The 14,429-nt window shown below is 70.1% G+C and carries 13 protein-coding genes and 1 pseudogene; 5 read left to right on the plus strand and 9 right to left on the minus strand.

Going from position 1 to position 14,429, the window contains the following annotated elements:
- The first annotated feature begins 104 nt into the window (after positions 1 to 104).
- The 3 genes from BLU02_RS08010 to BLU02_RS08020 are packed head-to-tail and all read left to right on the plus strand — an operon-like array spanning position 105 to position 1,551.
- The gene (locus BLU02_RS08010; RefSeq protein WP_025105418.1) at positions 105 to 641 is read left to right on the plus strand and encodes a MarR family winged helix-turn-helix transcriptional regulator; all 537 of its coding nucleotides are present in this window, start codon (positions 105 to 107) and stop codon (positions 639 to 641) included.
- Positions 641 to 1,111 (plus strand): SRPBCC family protein, encoded by a 471-nt coding sequence (locus BLU02_RS08015; RefSeq protein ID WP_060923512.1) that lies wholly within the window; start codon positions 641 to 643, stop codon positions 1,109 to 1,111. The genes BLU02_RS08010 and BLU02_RS08015 overlap by 1 nt, the downstream gene beginning before the upstream one ends.
- Positions 1,108 to 1,551, plus strand: a complete 444-nt coding sequence (locus BLU02_RS08020; RefSeq protein ID WP_060923511.1) for a YdeI/OmpD-associated family protein — start codon at positions 1,108 to 1,110, stop codon at positions 1,549 to 1,551. Before BLU02_RS08015 ends, BLU02_RS08020 begins: the two co-directional genes overlap by 4 nt.
- A 92-nt stretch (positions 1,552 to 1,643) precedes the next feature.
- On the opposite strand, the gene BLU02_RS08025 is transcribed toward BLU02_RS08020, so the two are convergent.
- The 4 genes from BLU02_RS08025 to BLU02_RS08040 all read right to left on the minus strand — a co-directional run bounded on the left by BLU02_RS08025 (position 1,644) and on the right by BLU02_RS08040 (position 6,088).
- The gene (locus BLU02_RS08025; RefSeq protein WP_060923510.1) at positions 1,644 to 2,420 is read right to left on the minus strand and encodes an enoyl-CoA hydratase-related protein; all 777 of its coding nucleotides are present in this window, start codon (positions 2,418 to 2,420) and stop codon (positions 1,644 to 1,646) included.
- Between the two features lie 102 nt (positions 2,421 to 2,522).
- Entirely contained in the window at positions 2,523 to 3,401 is an 879-nt protein-coding gene (gene mmsB, locus BLU02_RS08030) for a 3-hydroxyisobutyrate dehydrogenase (RefSeq protein WP_083370933.1), read from the minus strand.
- Positions 3,398 to 4,579, minus strand: coding sequence for an acyl-CoA dehydrogenase family protein (locus BLU02_RS08035; protein ID WP_060922537.1), 1,182 nt, complete (start codon positions 4,577 to 4,579; stop codon positions 3,398 to 3,400). Before BLU02_RS08035 ends, mmsB begins: the two co-directional genes overlap by 4 nt.
- 9 nt (positions 4,580 to 4,588) lie before the next feature.
- Complete coding sequence (locus tag BLU02_RS08040) at positions 4,589 to 6,088, minus strand: CoA-acylating methylmalonate-semialdehyde dehydrogenase (protein WP_060922538.1); 1,500 nt, start codon at positions 6,086 to 6,088, stop codon at positions 4,589 to 4,591.
- A gap of 392 nt (positions 6,089 to 6,480) precedes the next feature.
- Here BLU02_RS08040 and BLU02_RS08045 point away from each other — a divergent pair, with 392 nt between their 5' ends.
- Together BLU02_RS08045 and BLU02_RS08050 are read left to right on the plus strand one after the other, a co-directional pair.
- Positions 6,481 to 7,455: a putative endonuclease domain-containing protein gene (locus BLU02_RS08045; protein WP_060922539.1), complete on the plus strand. Its 975-nt coding sequence runs from the start codon at positions 6,481 to 6,483 to the stop codon at positions 7,453 to 7,455.
- A 153-nt stretch (positions 7,456 to 7,608) separates the two neighbouring features.
- Complete coding sequence (locus tag BLU02_RS08050; protein WP_231919660.1) at positions 7,609 to 8,211, plus strand: antibiotic biosynthesis monooxygenase; 603 nt, start codon at positions 7,609 to 7,611, stop codon at positions 8,209 to 8,211.
- A gap of 13 nt (positions 8,212 to 8,224) precedes the next feature.
- Here the strand turns inward: BLU02_RS08050 and BLU02_RS08055 are convergent, their stop codons facing one another.
- The 5 genes and pseudogenes from BLU02_RS08055 to BLU02_RS17575 all read right to left on the minus strand — a co-directional run.
- Positions 8,225 to 9,712 carry an MFS transporter gene (locus BLU02_RS08055; RefSeq protein WP_060922540.1) on the minus strand — a complete coding sequence of 496 codons (1,488 nt, stop codon included), beginning with the start codon at positions 9,710 to 9,712 and terminating at the stop codon, positions 8,225 to 8,227.
- Between the two features lie 171 nt (positions 9,713 to 9,883).
- Positions 9,884 to 11,017: a bifunctional 2-methylcitrate synthase/citrate synthase gene (locus BLU02_RS08060; protein WP_060922541.1), complete on the minus strand. Its 1,134-nt coding sequence runs from the start codon at positions 11,015 to 11,017 to the stop codon at positions 9,884 to 9,886.
- A 77-nt stretch (positions 11,018 to 11,094) separates the two neighbouring features.
- Complete coding sequence (gene prpB, locus BLU02_RS08065) at positions 11,095 to 12,003, minus strand: methylisocitrate lyase (RefSeq protein ID WP_060922542.1); 909 nt, start codon at positions 12,001 to 12,003, stop codon at positions 11,095 to 11,097.
- Positions 12,004 to 12,121: 118 nt separating this feature from the next.
- Positions 12,122 to 13,648: an MmgE/PrpD family protein gene (locus BLU02_RS08070; RefSeq protein WP_060922550.1), complete on the minus strand. Its 1,527-nt coding sequence runs from the start codon at positions 13,646 to 13,648 to the stop codon at positions 12,122 to 12,124.
- Positions 13,649 to 13,666: 18 nt separating this feature from the next.
- Positions 13,667 to 14,308 (minus strand): annotated as a pseudogene (locus BLU02_RS17575) (GntR family transcriptional regulator); the annotation flags it as partial.
- Positions 14,309 to 14,429 lie beyond the last annotated feature (121 nt).

The following is a 14,429-nucleotide window of genomic DNA, read 5'->3' on the forward strand; positions in this document are numbered from 1 at the left end:
GGTGGTACCCCCGATTTCGGCCGCGAATGTATACATAGTCGACAGTCGGGCCCCGCGGCTCGCCGCTGACAGCCGGGGGCGGCCTCCCCCGGTACCGTAGAGACGTGGTCCGACCCCGCCCGCTTCCCGTCGACCCGCTCGCCGAGGCGAAGCGGCAGTGGATCGCGCACGGCTGGACCGAGGCCGCGGACGGCATGACGGTGGTCACCTCGGTGATGCGCGCCCAGCAGCTCCTCCTCGCCCGTGTCGACGCGGCCCTCAAGCCCTTCGCGCTGAGCTTCGCCCGCTACGAGGTCCTGCGGCTGCTCGCCTTCAGCCGGGCCGGACGCCTGCCGTTGTCGAGCGTGGTCGCGCGGCTGCAGGTCCACGCCACCACCATCACCAGCACGGCCGAGCGCCTCGTGCGCGACGGCCTCGTCGTCCGCGAACCGCACCCGCACGACGGACGCGCGGCGATGCTCGCCCTCACCGACGACGGCCGCGATCTCGTCGAGCGCGCCACGACCGCGCTCAACGCCGACGTCTTCGCCGACCCCGGCATGAGCGAGGCCGACGCCGCCGAGCTCGTCGCCATCGTCGCCCGCCTGCGTCGCGACGCCGGCGACTTCATCGATCCGCGCCCCCTCCCCGAACCGCTCTGATGCCCCGGTTCGTGCTCGAGACCGTGATCGCGGCATCGCGCGCTGTCGTCTTCGCCGCGGCACTGGACCCGGAACTGCATCTGCAGTCGATGGCGCGCTACGACGAGACGATGATCGAGGAGCCCGCGGGCGGCGCGTTCACCGAGGGGTCCACGGTCACCTGGCGCGCGCGGCACTTCGGCATCCCTTTCCGCCTGCGCTCCGTGGTGTTCGACATCGACGCGCCGCATCGGTTCACGGACCGACAGATCGCCGGGCCGTTCCGCGAGCTCCGGCACGAGCATGTGTTCGAGGAGCACCCGCGCGGCACCCTCATGCGCGACACGATCGTGTTCCGGTCGCCCTTCGGGCCCCTCGGCCGCGTCGTCGACGCCCTCGTGCTCGGCCGGTACATGGAGCGGCTCATCGCCGAACGCAACTCCGCTCTGGTCGCCGCGATCGAGGACAGCGGGCGTACTCTTCCTGCATGAGCGAACTGCGCGTGCACACCGTCCTCGCCGGTCGCGGCCCCGCCGCGGCGATCCTCCTCACCGACGAGCAGGTGGCGTCTTTCGGCGCCGGCAAGGCCTTCCCGGTCGCGGTCACGATCGGCGGGCGCACCGCTCGCCTGCGCCTGGCCCGCATGGGGGGCGAGAACATGATCGGTCTCAGCAAGGCCACCCGCGCAGACCTCGGGGTCGAGATCGACCAGGAGGTCGACGCCGTGATCCGGCTCGACACCGCCGAACGCACGGTCGAGGTGCCGCCGGCGCTGGCCGGCGCCCTCGACGCCGATCCGGCCGTGCGCGCGGCGTTCGACGCCCTCTCCCCGTCGGCGCGCAAGGAGCACGCCAGGGCGGTCGCCGAGGCCAAGCAGGAGGCGACGCGCGAGCGCCGGATCGCGAAGATCGTGGAGTCCCTGCGCGGCTGATCGTTCACAACTCAGGAGAACTGCGGCCCACAACCACGCGCAACCGCCGAACGGCGATTCCGCGACCGGTTCTCCTGAGTTGTGAACCGCGGTCAGCGGTTCTGGAAGTCCGGCGTGCGCTTCTCGCGGAAGGCCGCCATCCCCTCCTTCTGGTCGTGCGTGTCGAACAGCGCCGCGAACGCCTGCTTTTCGTGGGCGAGGCCGGCGGACAGCGTCGTCTCCATCGCCGCATCGAGCGCGGCCTTGGCAGCGTAGACCGACGGCAGCGACTTCGAAGCGATCGTCTCCGCCAACGTCGTCGCCTCGGCCAGGAGGTCCGCCGCGGGGACGACGCGGGACACGAGTCCGGAGCGCTCCGCCTCCTCGGCGCCCATGAAGCGGCCGGACAGCACGAGCTCCGCCGCCTTGTAGTACCCCACCGCGCGGATGAGCCGCTGGGTGCCGCCCATGCCGGGGATCACGCCGAGGTTGATCTCGGGCTGTCCGAACTTCGCGGTGTCCGCGGCGAGGATGATGTCGCACATCATCGCCAGCTCGCAGCCGCCGCCGAGCGCGAATCCGGAGACCGCCGCGATGACCGGCGTGCGCACGGCCGCGAAGTCGTGCCAGACGCCGAAGTGGTCGGTCTCGAGCATCTCCGCCGCGGACATCCCCTCCATCTCCTTGATGTCGGCGCCGGCCGCGAAGGCCTTCTCGGAGCCGGTCACGACGATGGCCCCGACGCCGTCATCCGCATCGAAGGCCTGCGCGGCCGCGGTGACCTCCTCGGCGAGCCGGCTGTTCAGCGCGTTGAGCGCCTCCGGACGGTGGAGGGTGATCCAGCCCACCCGTCCGCGCTGCTCCACCAGGATCGTCTCGTACTCGGTCATCGCTCCCGCCTTCCTGTCGTCATCCACCCTCTCCTTCGAATCGCCCGATTTGCTGCATTTCGGCCGGATTCGCGACCATTCAGGCGATTCGAAAGCCGGAGGTCAGCCACGGATGTCCGTGATGATGCCGGAGAAGTCGCGGGCCGCGCCCTCGCCGGCGGCGTAGGCGGCATACAGCTCCTGCGCCAGACGACCCATCCGGGCGTCCGTCGAGGTCTGCTCGATGGCCTGCAGCGCGAGACCGAGGTCCTTCGCCATGAGGGCTCCAGCGAACCCCGGCTGGTAGTCCCGGTTCGCGGGGCTGGTGGGCACCGGACCGGGCACGGGGCAGTTCGTGGTGAGCGCCCAGCACTGCCCCGACGCCTGGGACACCACGTCGAACAGGGCCTGATGCTCGAGTCCCAACCGCTCGCCCAGCACGAAGGCCTCGGCGACGGCGATCTGCGACACCGCGAGCACCATGTTGTTGCAGACCTTCGCCGCTTGACCGAGTCCCGGTCCGCCGCAGTGCACGATGCGCTTCCCCATGATCTCCAGCAGCGGAAGAGCCGCCGCGAAGTCGTCGTCGGAACCCCCGACCATGAACGCGAGGGTCCCCGCCTCCGCCCCGACCACGCCGCCGGAGACCGGAGCATCGATGTGCCGGTGGCCCGCGGCGAGCGCGAGCGCATGGGCGGCCCGCGCCTCGTCCACGGCGATGGTCGACGACTCGATGAACAGCGTCCCGGGGCGCGCGGCCGCCAGCAGCTCCGTGCGGTAGGCCTCGATGACGTGCTTCCCCGCCGGGAACATCGTCACCACGACCTCCGCGTCCGCCACCGCCTCCGCGCCGCTCGCCGCCACGGGGATCCCGCCCGCCCGCGCCGCCTCGACGGCCGCGGGCACGAGGTCGAAGCCGTGCACCTCGTGTCCGGCGGCGACGAGGTTCTTCGCCATCGGCAGCCCCATGTGCCCGAGCCCGAGGAAGGCCACGCGGGTCATGATGCGCTCCGCATCGACGTCGACCCCGCGGGTCGCAGCATCTCCCGGCCGACGATCAGGCGCATGATCTCGTTCGTCCCCTCGAGGATCAGGTGCACGCGGAGGTCGCGGACGATCTTCTCGATGCCGTAGTCCTGCAGGTAGCCGTAGCCGCCGTGCAGCTGGAGGGCGCGGTTGGCCACCTCGAAGCCGGCGTCGGTCGCGAAGCGCTTGGCCATCGCGCAGCGCATCGTCGCGTCCGGCGCCTTCTCGTCCACCGCCTCCGCGCCGTCGCGCACCATCAGCCTCGCGGCCTGCAGGTCGGTGCGCATGTCGGCGATCGCGAAGAGGATCGACTGCTTCTCCGCCAGCGGCTCCCCGAACGCGACGCGCTCGTGCACGTACTGCACGGCCTTGTCGAGCGCGGCCTGCGCTCCACCGAGAGAGCACGCCGCGATGTTGAGGCGTCCGCCGTTGAGCGCCGACATCGCGATCGCGAAGCCGCGCCCCTCGTCCCCGAGCATCGCGGACGCCGGCACCCGCACGCCGTCCATGATCACGGGGCGGGTGGGCTGCGCGTGCCACCCCATCTTCTTCTCCGGAGCACCGAAGCTCAGGTTCTCCGCGTCGCCGGGGACGAGGAAGGCGCTGATCCCGCGGGCTCCCGGCTCGCCGGTCCGCGCCATGACGACGTACACCGCGGCCTCACCGGCTCCGGAGATGAACTGCTTCACCCCGGTCAGCACGTACTCGTCGCCCTCGCGGACGGCGCTGGTCGCGATGTTCGCCGCGTCGGATCCGGCTCCCGGCTCCGTGAGGCAGTAGCCGCCGAACTCCTGCATGGCGGTCAGCGACGGCAGCCAGCGCGACCGCTGCTCGTCGTCGCCGTAGGTGTCGATCATCCACACCACCATGTTGTGGATGGAGATGTAGGCGGCCACGGCGGGGTCGGCCTTGGCGAGCTCCTCGAAGATGGCGACGGTGTCGACGCGGGTGAGGCCGGTGCCGCCGAACTCCTCGCTCACGTAGATCCCGCCGAGGCCGAGCTCGCCGCCGCGCTGCAGCGACTCCCGCGGGAACAGGTGCTTCTCGTCGCGTTCCGCGGAGAACGGGGCGAGCTCCGCGTCGGCGAACTCCCGCACGGCATCGAGGATCGCCTCGCGCTCCTCGTCGGTGGTGGTGACGGTGGTCATGGTCATCGCGTGTCCTTAGTGCATCGTGGGGATGACGAAGCTCGCGCCCTCGCGGATCCCCGACGGCCAGCGGCTCGTCACGGTCTTGGTCTTCGTGTAGAAGCGGAAGGCGTCGGCGCCGTGCTGGTTGAGGTCGCCGAAGCCGCTGCGCTTCCAGCCGCCGAACGTGTAGTAGGCGATCGGCACCGGGATGGGCACGTTCACGCCCACCATCCCGACCTCCACCCGAGCGGCGAAGTCGCGGGCGGCGTCACCGTCGCGCGTGAAGATGGCGACCCCGTTGCCGTACTCGTGCTCGGAGGCCATGCGCAGCGCCTCTTCGTAGTCGGCGGCGCGGGCGATCACGAGCACCGGGCCGAAGATCTCCTCGCGGTAGATCGCCATGTCGGTCGTCACGTGATCGAACAGGGTCGGTCCGAGGTAGAAGCCCTCCTCGTGCCCGTCGACCGTGAAGCCGCGGCCGTCGGCGAGCAGCGTCGCGCCCTCGTCGATCCCCTGCTGGATGTAGCCCTCGACCCGCTCGACCGCTGCGCGGGTGACCAGGGGTCCGTAGTCGACGTCCGCCGCGAGGGAAGGGCCGACCCGCAGCTGAGCGACGCGTTCGGTGAGCTTGGTGGCAAGCGCCTCCGCGGTCTCCTCGCCGACCGGCACGGCGACCGAGATGGCCATGCACCGCTCTCCCGCGGAGCCGTAGCCGGCGCCGATGAGGGCGTCGACGGCCTGGTCGAGATCCGCGTCCGGCATCACGATCATGTGGTTCTTTGCGCCGCCGAAGCACTGCGCGCGCTTGCCGTGGGCGGCCGCGGTGGCGTAGATGTACTCGGCGATGGGCGTGGAGCCGACGAAGCCGACCGCGCGGATCCGGTCGTCGGTGAGCAGCGTGTCCACCGCCTCCTTGTCGCCGTGCACCACGTTGAGGACGCCGGCCGGCAGCCCCGCTTCCAGGAACAGCTCGGCGAGACGCACGGGCACCGAGGGGTCGCGCTCACTGGGCTTGAGGACCACGGCGTTACCGGCGGCGAGCGCGGGACCCGCCTTCCACAGCGGGATCATGGCGGGGAAGTTGAAGGGCGTGATCGCGGCGACGACCCCGAGCGGCTGCCGCATCGAGTACACGTCGATGCCAGCCCCGGCCCCGGTGGAGTACTCGCCCTTGAGCAGATGCGGGGCTCCGGCGGAGAACTCGATGACCTCGAGACCCCGCTGGATGTCACCCTTGGCGTCGTCGACGGTCTTGCCGTGCTCGCTCGCGAGGAGTTCCGCGAGCGAGGTCATCTCCTGCTGCACGAGGTCGAGGAACCGCAGGAGGACGCGGGCGCGCTTCTGCGGGTTGGTCGCCGCCCACGCGACCTGCGCCTCTTCGGCGTTCGCGATCACGCGGCGCACCTCCTCCGCGGACGCGAGCGGCACCCGGGCCTGCACGGCTCCGGTGCTTGGGTCGAAGACGTCGGCGAAGCGTCCGTCTTCCGGGGTGACATGCGTTCCGCCCACGAAGTGCGGGATAGTACGGGTCATTGTGCGACATCCCTCCGTGCCCTCTTTGGCACATCGGCGAGTTTACTCCGACGACCGTGAAAATACGAGGACGTCCTTGCATTTTGCGGCGCCCCGCGTGCGGATGCCGCCGTCGCCCGTTCTCCGGCCGTTCACCCGCCGGACATCCGGGCCGATTACAACTGCAGATGCACGGCACAGACTCAGACCGGATCGGGTAGTCGCGTCTCCCGTGCACACGGTGAGCACTCTCGCTCCCGAGACCCCCGCCGAATCGGGTCGGCGGGGGTCTTCTCCTTCTTCGAATCGCTTGCTTTGCTCCATTTCGGCCGGGGATAGAGCACAGTGCGCGATTCGAAGCGGGGCTGTGGAGACCGATCCCGTCGCGGCCGCCGGGGTGGGAGCGTGGGGGCATGGGACGACGACAGCAGCTTCCGGCCCGCTTCGGGGTGGACTTCGCGGTACGGACGGCGCGACTGCACGGCGTGAGCCGCGGTCGGCTGCGCGGATCCGACCTCGAGGCTCCGTTCCACGGCGTCCGCGTGCACCCGCGAGCGGACCCCTCGATCGACATCGCCGACCCGTACGAACGTCAGCGACGAGCGCGGGTGGCACGAGCCCAGTCCTACGCGCCGATCTTGCACACCGGACACTTCTTCAGTCACGAGACCGCCGCATCGATCTGGGGAGGTCCGCTACCGCTCGCCTTCGACGACCGCGGGAGCGTCGCGACGGCGGACGACCTCGCCCTCCATGTCAGCGCGTCCGGCGGGATCCCGTTCCCCCGCGCCCGCGGCGTGACCGGACACCGCACGCTGTCCAGCCTCACCTCGATCCGTTATCGGGACGGCCTCCGGGTGACCTCCCCCGCCGCGACCTGGGTCTCCCTCGGCACGCTGCCGCTCGTGGACCTGGTGGCGCTCGGCGACTACTTCTGCCGACACTGGAGGCCGGGGGTCGGACGGCCGGATGTCACGAGGCAGCCCTGGGCGACGATCGATGAGCTGCGGGAGATGCTGGCGGCTGGGCGGAGACGCGGGGCGGCACGGTTGCGGGAGGCGGTCGAGCTCGTGCGGGAGGACTCCTGGTCGCCGCGGGAGAGCCGGATGCGGTGCCTCCTCGTGGCAGCCGGAATCCCGGAACCGCAGCTCAACGTGGACGTGTTCGACGACCGGGGTCGCTTCCTCGCCTGCGTCGACATGGTCTGGGAGGCCGAACGCGTCGCGGCGGAGTATCACGGCATGATGCACGGCGCGCAGTGGGCACGGGATGTCGAGCGGGTCGCGGCGCTCCGGGCTGCCGGGTGGACGGTGATCGAGGTCACCGCACCTCTCCTCCACAGACCCGAGGAGCTGATCCGCCGTGTGGCGTCGGCGCTGGGGCGATGACCCCGCGTTCGAGTTGCGCGAATGGCGGCATCCGGCCCGGATTCACAGCCAATCGCGCGACTCGAACGGGAACTAGAATCGACCAGGCGCCGCGACCCTGGCGCCGCCACCCCGCGTCCGCACCCCGACGCCGCTCACCCCGAGGACCGCACCATGTCCGCATCCGCCCCTGTGTCCGAACCCGTCACCGTCTCCATCCGCCGCGAGGTCGACCCGGAGCGCATCGCCGAGGCCACCGCGTGGGTGCAGACCGGGGTGAACCTCGCGACGAAGTACCCGGGATTCCTCGGCTCCGGCTGGGTCCGTGCCGGCGAGGACTCCCAGGTCTGGCACATGCTCTACCGCTTCGCGAGCGAGGACGCGCTCACCGCGTGGGAGCAGTCCGGAGAGCGCGCGTGGTGGCTGTCGATGGGCCAGGGCTTCGTCCGCAGCGAGCGGTCCAAGCGCCGCTCCGGCATCGAGGGCTGGTTCGACGAGCCTTCCACGGGCTCCATCCCCGTCGTCGACCCGGACGGCACGACCAGCACCGTGACCGTCGCCCCCGCGCCGCCGCGGTGGAAGCAGGCCGTCTCGATCTGGCTCGGCTTCTTCCCCGTGAACCTCGCGTTCACCTACGCCATGAGCCCGGTGCCGGGATGGGACGCCGTGCCGATGTGGCTCCGGGTGCTCATCACCACCCTCGTGCTCACGCCGATCATGACGTACTGGGTGCTGCCGTTCGTCACACGCTCCCTGCGGAACTGGCTCGCCCGCTAGCGGAACCGCCTTCTCAGGAGCCGGACTCCGCGCCCGGGGTGACGCCCTTCTTCGCCGGTTCCACGAGCGAGAGCGGATCGGCGATGTCCTCCAGCGACTTCCCGGCGGCGCTGACTCCGAAGACACCGCACACGACACCGCCGAACATCATGATCGCCGCACCGAGCACGTAGCCCCAGAAAAGCGGACCGCGGTCGCCGGACTCCGCGCTCGCACCGATCAGTGCACCGTAGAGCACCGGGGCGATGGCGCCGACGAGCTGCCCGATCGAGAAGACGTACGAGATCACCTGGCTGCGCAGCTCGAGTGGGAAGATCTCGCTCACCGTCAGATACGCGGCGGAGGCCCCGGCTGAGGCGAAGAAGAACGACGCACACCAGAACGCCGTGTGCGTGCCCGCGTTCAGCACGCCCGCGTTGAAGAGGAAGGCGCTGACGAGCAGGATCAGTCCCGCGAGCACATAGGTGCCGAACAGCATCCGCCGACGACCCCACGTGTCGAAGAAGTGGCCGAGGATGAGGGCGCCGGCGAGGTTGCCCACCGCGAAGACGATGAAGTACTGCGACGCGGATGCCGGCGGAGTGTCGTAGAAGTTCTCCAGCACGAGCGCGTACGTGAAGAAGATCGCGTTGTAGAGGAAGGACTGCGTGACCATCATCGTGATGCCGACGAGCGTGCGCCGCGGGTACTTCTTGAACAGCACCTTCGCGATCACGAGGAACGGGACGCTGCCGTACTCCTTGACCGTGATGGCCTTGCTCTCGTCGACGGGCTCGATCGTCTTGCCCTCCTTGCGGATGCGCTCCTCGATCTCGTCGACGTTGCGCTCCGCCTCCTCCTCGCGACCGTGGGTCATCTGCCAGCGCGGGCTCTCCGGGATGTGCCGCCGCAGCCAGATGATGAGGAGGCCGAGGATCGGGCCGACGAAGAAGCTCAGCCGCCAGCCGATGTCAGCGGGCAGGAGGTCGGTGTTGAGGAAGAACATGTTGGCGACGGCGCCGAGCGCCGCACCACCCCAGTAGGTGCCGTTGATGGCGATGTCGACACGGCCGCGGTACTTCGCGGGGATGATCTCGTCGATGGCCGAGTTGATGGCCGCGTACTCGCCGCCGATGCCCGCCCCGGCGACGAAGCGCCAGATGTAGAAGAACCACGGGGCGAAAGCGAGACCGGCGACGGCCGACCCGACGAGGTACACCCCGAGGGAGAGCAGGAAGAGGTTCTTGCGGCCGAGACGGTCGGCGAGACGGCCGAACACGAGGGCGCCGAAAACCTGTCCGAGCAGGTAGCAGGTGCCGGCGAGGCCAACCTCGGCCGGGCCCATCCCCAGCGTCTGCGCGTAGCCGTTCGCCGCGACGATCTGCACCTCGAGGCCGTCGAGGATCCAGGAGAACCCGAGTCCGACGACGATCATCCAGTGGAAGCGCGACCAGGGGAGCCGGTCCATGCGCGCGGGGACGAGCGACCGGACCTCCTTGACGGTGACGTCGGACGCGGACATGGGGCCTCCTTCTCGCGGGACACGCTGTCGTCCCGGATCCGGTTTACTCCTCCCGGAAATCCGCCGCATCCGCTTGACCCCGGGCCGTCGGCACGCTACTGCTCCGAATCGCGCGAATGGCTCCATCCCGCGGTGAGATGGAGCCATTCAGGCGATTCGAACGGAACGGAGTCAGCCGGCCACGTGCCGCTCGTCGGGGCCGTCGTAGTGCGACAGCGGGCGGATCAGGGCGTTCGCGCCGGCCTGCTCGATGACGTGGGCCGTCCACCCCGTCACCCGCGCCGCGACGAACAGCGGCGTGAAGGTGAGCGTGTCGAAGCCGATGAGGCTGTACGCGGGGCCGGACGGGTAGTCGAGGTTCGGGTGGATCCCCTTGCGCTCGACGAACTGTGACTCCAGCGCGTTGTACAGCTCGGCGACGTCCTCCCGGCCGTAGTGCGCGACGAGGGTGTCGAGCGCGGCCTTCATGGTCGGCACGCGTGAGTCGCCGTTCTTGTAGACGCGGTGTCCGAAGCCCATGATCTTGCGCTTCTCCGCGAGGGCCTTGTCGAGCCAGGCCTCGACGGCGTCCGCCGAACCGATCTCCTTGAAGATGTGCAGCACGGCCTCATTCGCCCCGCCGTGCAGCGGGCCCTTGAGCGCGCCGATGGCCCCGACCACAGCCGAGTAGATGTCGCTGAGGGTCGAGGTGATGACCCGGGCGGTGAAGGTCGAGGCGTTGAAGGAGTGCTCGGCGTAGAGGATCATCGACCGGTTGAACGCGTCGACCACGACCGGGTCGGCCTCCTCCCCGAAGGTCATCCAGAGGAAGTTCGCCGAGTAGTCGAGGTCGTCGCGCGGAGCGATGAGCTCCTGGCCGCGACGGCGACGCTGGCCGTAGGCGACGATGGCCGGCAGCGCGGCGAACAGGCGGATACTGCGCGCCAGGTTCTGCTCGGGGCTGCCACCGGCGTCGAGCACGGAACCGCCGGCCTCGGGGTCGGATGCGCCGATCAGGCTCACGGCCGTGCGCACCTCGTCCATCGGGTGCGCCTCGAGGGGCACGAGGTCGATGGCGGCCTTCACGTTGTCGGCCAGGGCGCGGTGCTTCCGCTCCTCCAGCCGGAACGCGGCGAGCTCGTCGCCCGTCGGCAGCTCGCCGTTCCACAGCAGGTACGCCACGGCCTCGAAGGACTGCGTGTCTGCGAGCTCCTGCACCGGATAGCCGCGGTAGAGCAGGCTGTTCGTCTCGGGGTTGACCTTCGAGATCGCCGTCGTGTCGACGACGACCCCCGCGAGGCCCTTCTTGATGTCCGGCTCGGTCATGGTCACTCCTTCGTGTACTTCGACTCGTCGCTGCGCTCCTCGCTCAGCAACCGCGTCGTGTGTCCGCTTCGCTGCGCTCAGCGACCGGTGTTGTCGAGTGTGAAGTTGAAGACGCCCGAGTCGAAGTGGTTGTACGACTCGTAGTCGATCAGCTCGTAGAGGTCGGCGCGGTGCTGCATCTCCCCGAGCTTCGAGGTCAGGTGCCCCTCGTCGTTCAGCGTATCGAGCGCACGGCCCGCCGCCCCCATCGCGATCCGCAGCAGCGACACCGGCCAGATGACCATGCGCACCCCGGCATCGCGGAGAGCGTCGACGGAGAACAGCTCGCTCTTGCCGAACTCGGTCATGTTCGCGAGGATCGGCACGTCCAGCGCCGCGGCCATGGCCTCGAACTCGCCGATCGTGCGCATCGCCTCCGGGAAGATCGCATCGGCTCCCGCGTCGACGAGCGCCTTGGCCCGGTCGATCGCCGCATCCAGCCCCTCGATCGCCCGGATGTCGGTACGCGCCATGATCAGGAAGTTCTCGTCGCGGCGGGCGTCGGCGGCGGCGCGGATGCGCTTGATCGCGGTGTCCTCGTCGACCACGGCCTTGCCGTCGAGGTGGCCGCAGCGCTTCGGGTTGACCTGGTCCTCAATGTGGGTACCGGCGAGACCGGCGTCCTCGAGCTCCTGGATCGTCCGCGCGACGTTCATCGGCTCGCCGAAGCCGGTGTCGGCGTCGACTATCGCGGGGAGGTCGGTCATGCGGGCGATCTGCTTCGCCCGCCCGGCGACCTCGGTCAGCGTGGTCAGCCCGATGTCCGGCAGGCCGAGGTCGGCGGAGAGCACGGCCCCCGAGATGTAGACCCCCTCGAAGCCCTTGTCCTCGATGAGCCGGGCGCTCAGCGGATTGAACGCGCCGGGGAAGCGCAGCAGCTCCCCGGAGGCGAGCCGTTCCCGGAACAGGCGCCGCTTCTCGGCCGGCGTCGTGGTGGAGTACAGCATCAGTTGCTCCCCTTCGATCGGTGTTCACAACTCAGGAGACCGGCGGGGGAGAGAGCCGTGTAGGCGGTCAGCCGACGCGTTCCGCGCCGATTCTCCTGAGTTATGAACGGCGTGGGCATCAGAACAGACCGGCGGGCGCCGCGGCGTCGTCGAGCAGACCGGGCTTCGCGACGATCGAGAGCTCGGCGACCTCGGCGGCCGTGAGCTCGGGCAGGCGCTGCACGAGCTCCAGGAACCGCTCGATCTCGGCGGGCTCGAGCACGGGCTCCGCGAGCAGGCGGAACTTGGCGATGTAGTTCTCCCGCGCGAACGGGCGCGCGCCGAGGGGGTGGGCGTCGGCGACGGCGATCTCGTCCACCACGGTCGAGCCGTCGGTGAGGCGGATCTCGACGCGGCCGCCGAACGCCTTCTCGTCCGGGTCCTCCGAGTGGTAACGGCGGGTCCATTCCGCGTCCTCGGCCGTGGTGATCTTGTGCCACAGCGCGACGGTGTCGGGGCGGCCTGCGCGCTCCGGCGTGTAGGAGTCGACGTGGTGCCAGCCGCCGTCCTGCAGCGCCACCGCGAAGATGTACGGGATGGAGTGGTCGAGGGTCTCGCGGGAGGCCGTCGGGTCGTACTTCTGCGGGTCGTTCGCTCCCGAGCCGATCACGTAGTGGGTGTGGTGGCTGGTGTGCAGCACGATCGAGGCGATGTTCGCGGGGTCGCGGAGGGCCGGGTTCGCGGTGCCGAGCTTGCGGGCGAGGTCGATCCACGCCTGCGCCTGGTATTCCGCGGAGTGCTCCTTCGTGTACGAGTCGAGGATCGCGCGCTTGGCCTCGCCGGCAGCGGGCAGCGGCACCTCGTAGGCCGCGTCCTTCCCGTCGAGCATCCAGGCGATCACGCCGTCCTCGCCTTCGTAGATCGGCGCGGGGCTCGTCTGTCCGCGCATCGCCCGGTCGACGGCCTCGACGGCCATCTTCCCGGCGAAGGCCGGGGCGTGCGCCTTCCAGGTGGAGATCTCGCCCTTGCGGCTCTGGCGCGTGGCGGTCGTGGTGTGCAGCGCCTGGCCGACCGCCTGGTAGATCGTCTCGACGTCGAGGCCGAGGAGGGTGCCGATGCCGGCGGCGGCGGACGGGCCGAGGTGCGCGACGTGGTCGATCTTGTGCTTGTGCAGGCAGATCGCGCGCACGAGGTCCATCTGGATCTCGTAGCCGGTGGCGATGCCGCGCACGAGCGCGCGGCCGTCCTTGCCGGTGTGCTGCGCGACAGCGAGGATCGGCGGGATATTGTCGCCCGGGTGCGAGTACTCGGCGGCGAGGAATGTGTCGTGGTAGTCGAGCTCGCGCACGGCCACGCCGTTCGCCCAGGCCGCCCACTCCGGGCTGGTGCGGCGGTCGAGCGGTGTTCCGAAGAGGTTGGCGCCGGCACCACCGGTGGAGACGGGGTGACTGAACGCCTGCGCGCGGGCGGCGACGATCGGCGCACGGGTGAGGGAGGCGGCGGCGACGGCGGCGTTGTCGATGATGCGGTTGATGATCATGTCGACGACGGGCTGCTCGACCTCGACCTGGTCGACTGCGACCTCGGCGATCTTCCACGCGAGCTGATCCTCGCGGACGAGGTTCTCGGAGCTGGCGTGCACGCGGACGTGGTGGGTGACGGTCATGAGTGTCCTTCGCTGAGGGAGGGAGTCGAGGATGCCGGTGAGCGCGTTGTGCAGGTGCACGTGCGTGGCATGGGCGGCGAGGTCGCCGTCGCGGGCGGCGAGCGCCTCGGCGATGGTGCGGTGCTCGGCCGCGGAGGCGGCGAGCCGCGCGGGCTTGTCCCGCGCCATGCGCCGCACGCGGACGAGGTGGGTGCGGACCGTGCGCAGCGCCGCAGCGATGTAGTCGTTGGCGACGGCGTCGTCGAGGGCCGCATCGAATCGTGCGATCAGGGCGTAGTAGGCATCGCGGCCCTCCGCCCTGGTGAGGTCCACGTGGGCGAACTCCGCGGCGAGCGCGGCGAACCGGTCGGCGTCGCCCCGGACGGCCGCCAGTCGGGCGGAGGTCTCCTCCAGCGCGCGACGGATCTCGAACAGGGACCGGATGTCGTCGGCGTCAAGGTCGGCGACCACGGTCACGCGGGGCGACTGCTGCACCACCAGGCCGTCGGCGGCCAGGCGGCGCAGCGCCTCTCGCAGCGGGGTCCGGCTCACGCCGAGGCGCTCGGCCTGCTCCACCTCGCCGAGCACGTACCCGGCCGGCAGCTCCCCGGACTGGATGCCGTCGAGGAGCGCCGCATAGGCGCGATCACCCATGGACGTGCGCTCGACCGGGAGAACCATTCCGTCAGTGTATACATAAACCTCCCGAGGTGGTCCCCTTCTCGGGCGCGGGTGGTCGATTCGTATACATAATCTCCGTCCACCCGCCCCGCACCCGGGCACAGCTTCGGAGAGCGCCCGG

Origin of the sequence: Microbacterium paraoxydans (genome assembly GCF_900105335.1) — a bacterium.
Classification (GTDB): domain Bacteria; phylum Actinomycetota; class Actinomycetes; order Actinomycetales; family Microbacteriaceae; genus Microbacterium; species Microbacterium paraoxydans.

What these genes read in the sequence shown, in the direction of transcription:
- BLU02_RS08015 (WP_060923512.1), top strand. Translation starts at nt 641, where the DNA reads ATGCCCCGGTTCGTGCTCGAGACCGTGATCGCGGCATCGCGCGCTGTC.
- BLU02_RS08020 (WP_060923511.1), top strand. Translation starts at nt 1,108, where the DNA reads ATGAGCGAACTGCGCGTGCACACCGTCCTCGCCGGTCGCGGCCCCGCC.
- BLU02_RS08025 (WP_060923510.1), bottom strand. Translation starts at nt 2,420, where the DNA reads ATGACCGAGTACGAGACGATCCTGGTGGAGCAGCGCGGACGGGTGGGC.
- mmsB (WP_083370933.1), bottom strand. Translation starts at nt 3,401, where the DNA reads ATGACCCGCGTGGCCTTCCTCGGGCTCGGGCACATGGGGCTGCCGATG.
- BLU02_RS08035 (WP_060922537.1), bottom strand. Translation starts at nt 4,579, where the DNA reads ATGACCATGACCACCGTCACCACCACCGACGAGGAGCGCGAGGCGATC.
- BLU02_RS08040 (WP_060922538.1), bottom strand. Translation starts at nt 6,088, where the DNA reads ATGACCCGTACTATCCCGCACTTCGTGGGCGGAACGCATGTCACCCCG.
- BLU02_RS08045 (WP_060922539.1), top strand. Translation starts at nt 6,481, where the DNA reads ATGGGACGACGACAGCAGCTTCCGGCCCGCTTCGGGGTGGACTTCGCG.
- BLU02_RS08050 (WP_231919660.1), top strand. Translation starts at nt 7,609, where the DNA reads ATGTCCGCATCCGCCCCTGTGTCCGAACCCGTCACCGTCTCCATCCGC.
- BLU02_RS08055 (WP_060922540.1), bottom strand. Translation starts at nt 9,712, where the DNA reads ATGTCCGCGTCCGACGTCACCGTCAAGGAGGTCCGGTCGCTCGTCCCC.
- BLU02_RS08060 (WP_060922541.1), bottom strand. Translation starts at nt 11,017, where the DNA reads ATGACCGAGCCGGACATCAAGAAGGGCCTCGCGGGGGTCGTCGTCGAC.
- prpB (WP_060922542.1), bottom strand. Translation starts at nt 12,003, where the DNA reads ATGCTGTACTCCACCACGACGCCGGCCGAGAAGCGGCGCCTGTTCCGG.
- BLU02_RS08070 (WP_060922550.1), bottom strand. Translation starts at nt 13,648, where the DNA reads ATGACCGTCACCCACCACGTCCGCGTGCACGCCAGCTCCGAGAACCTC.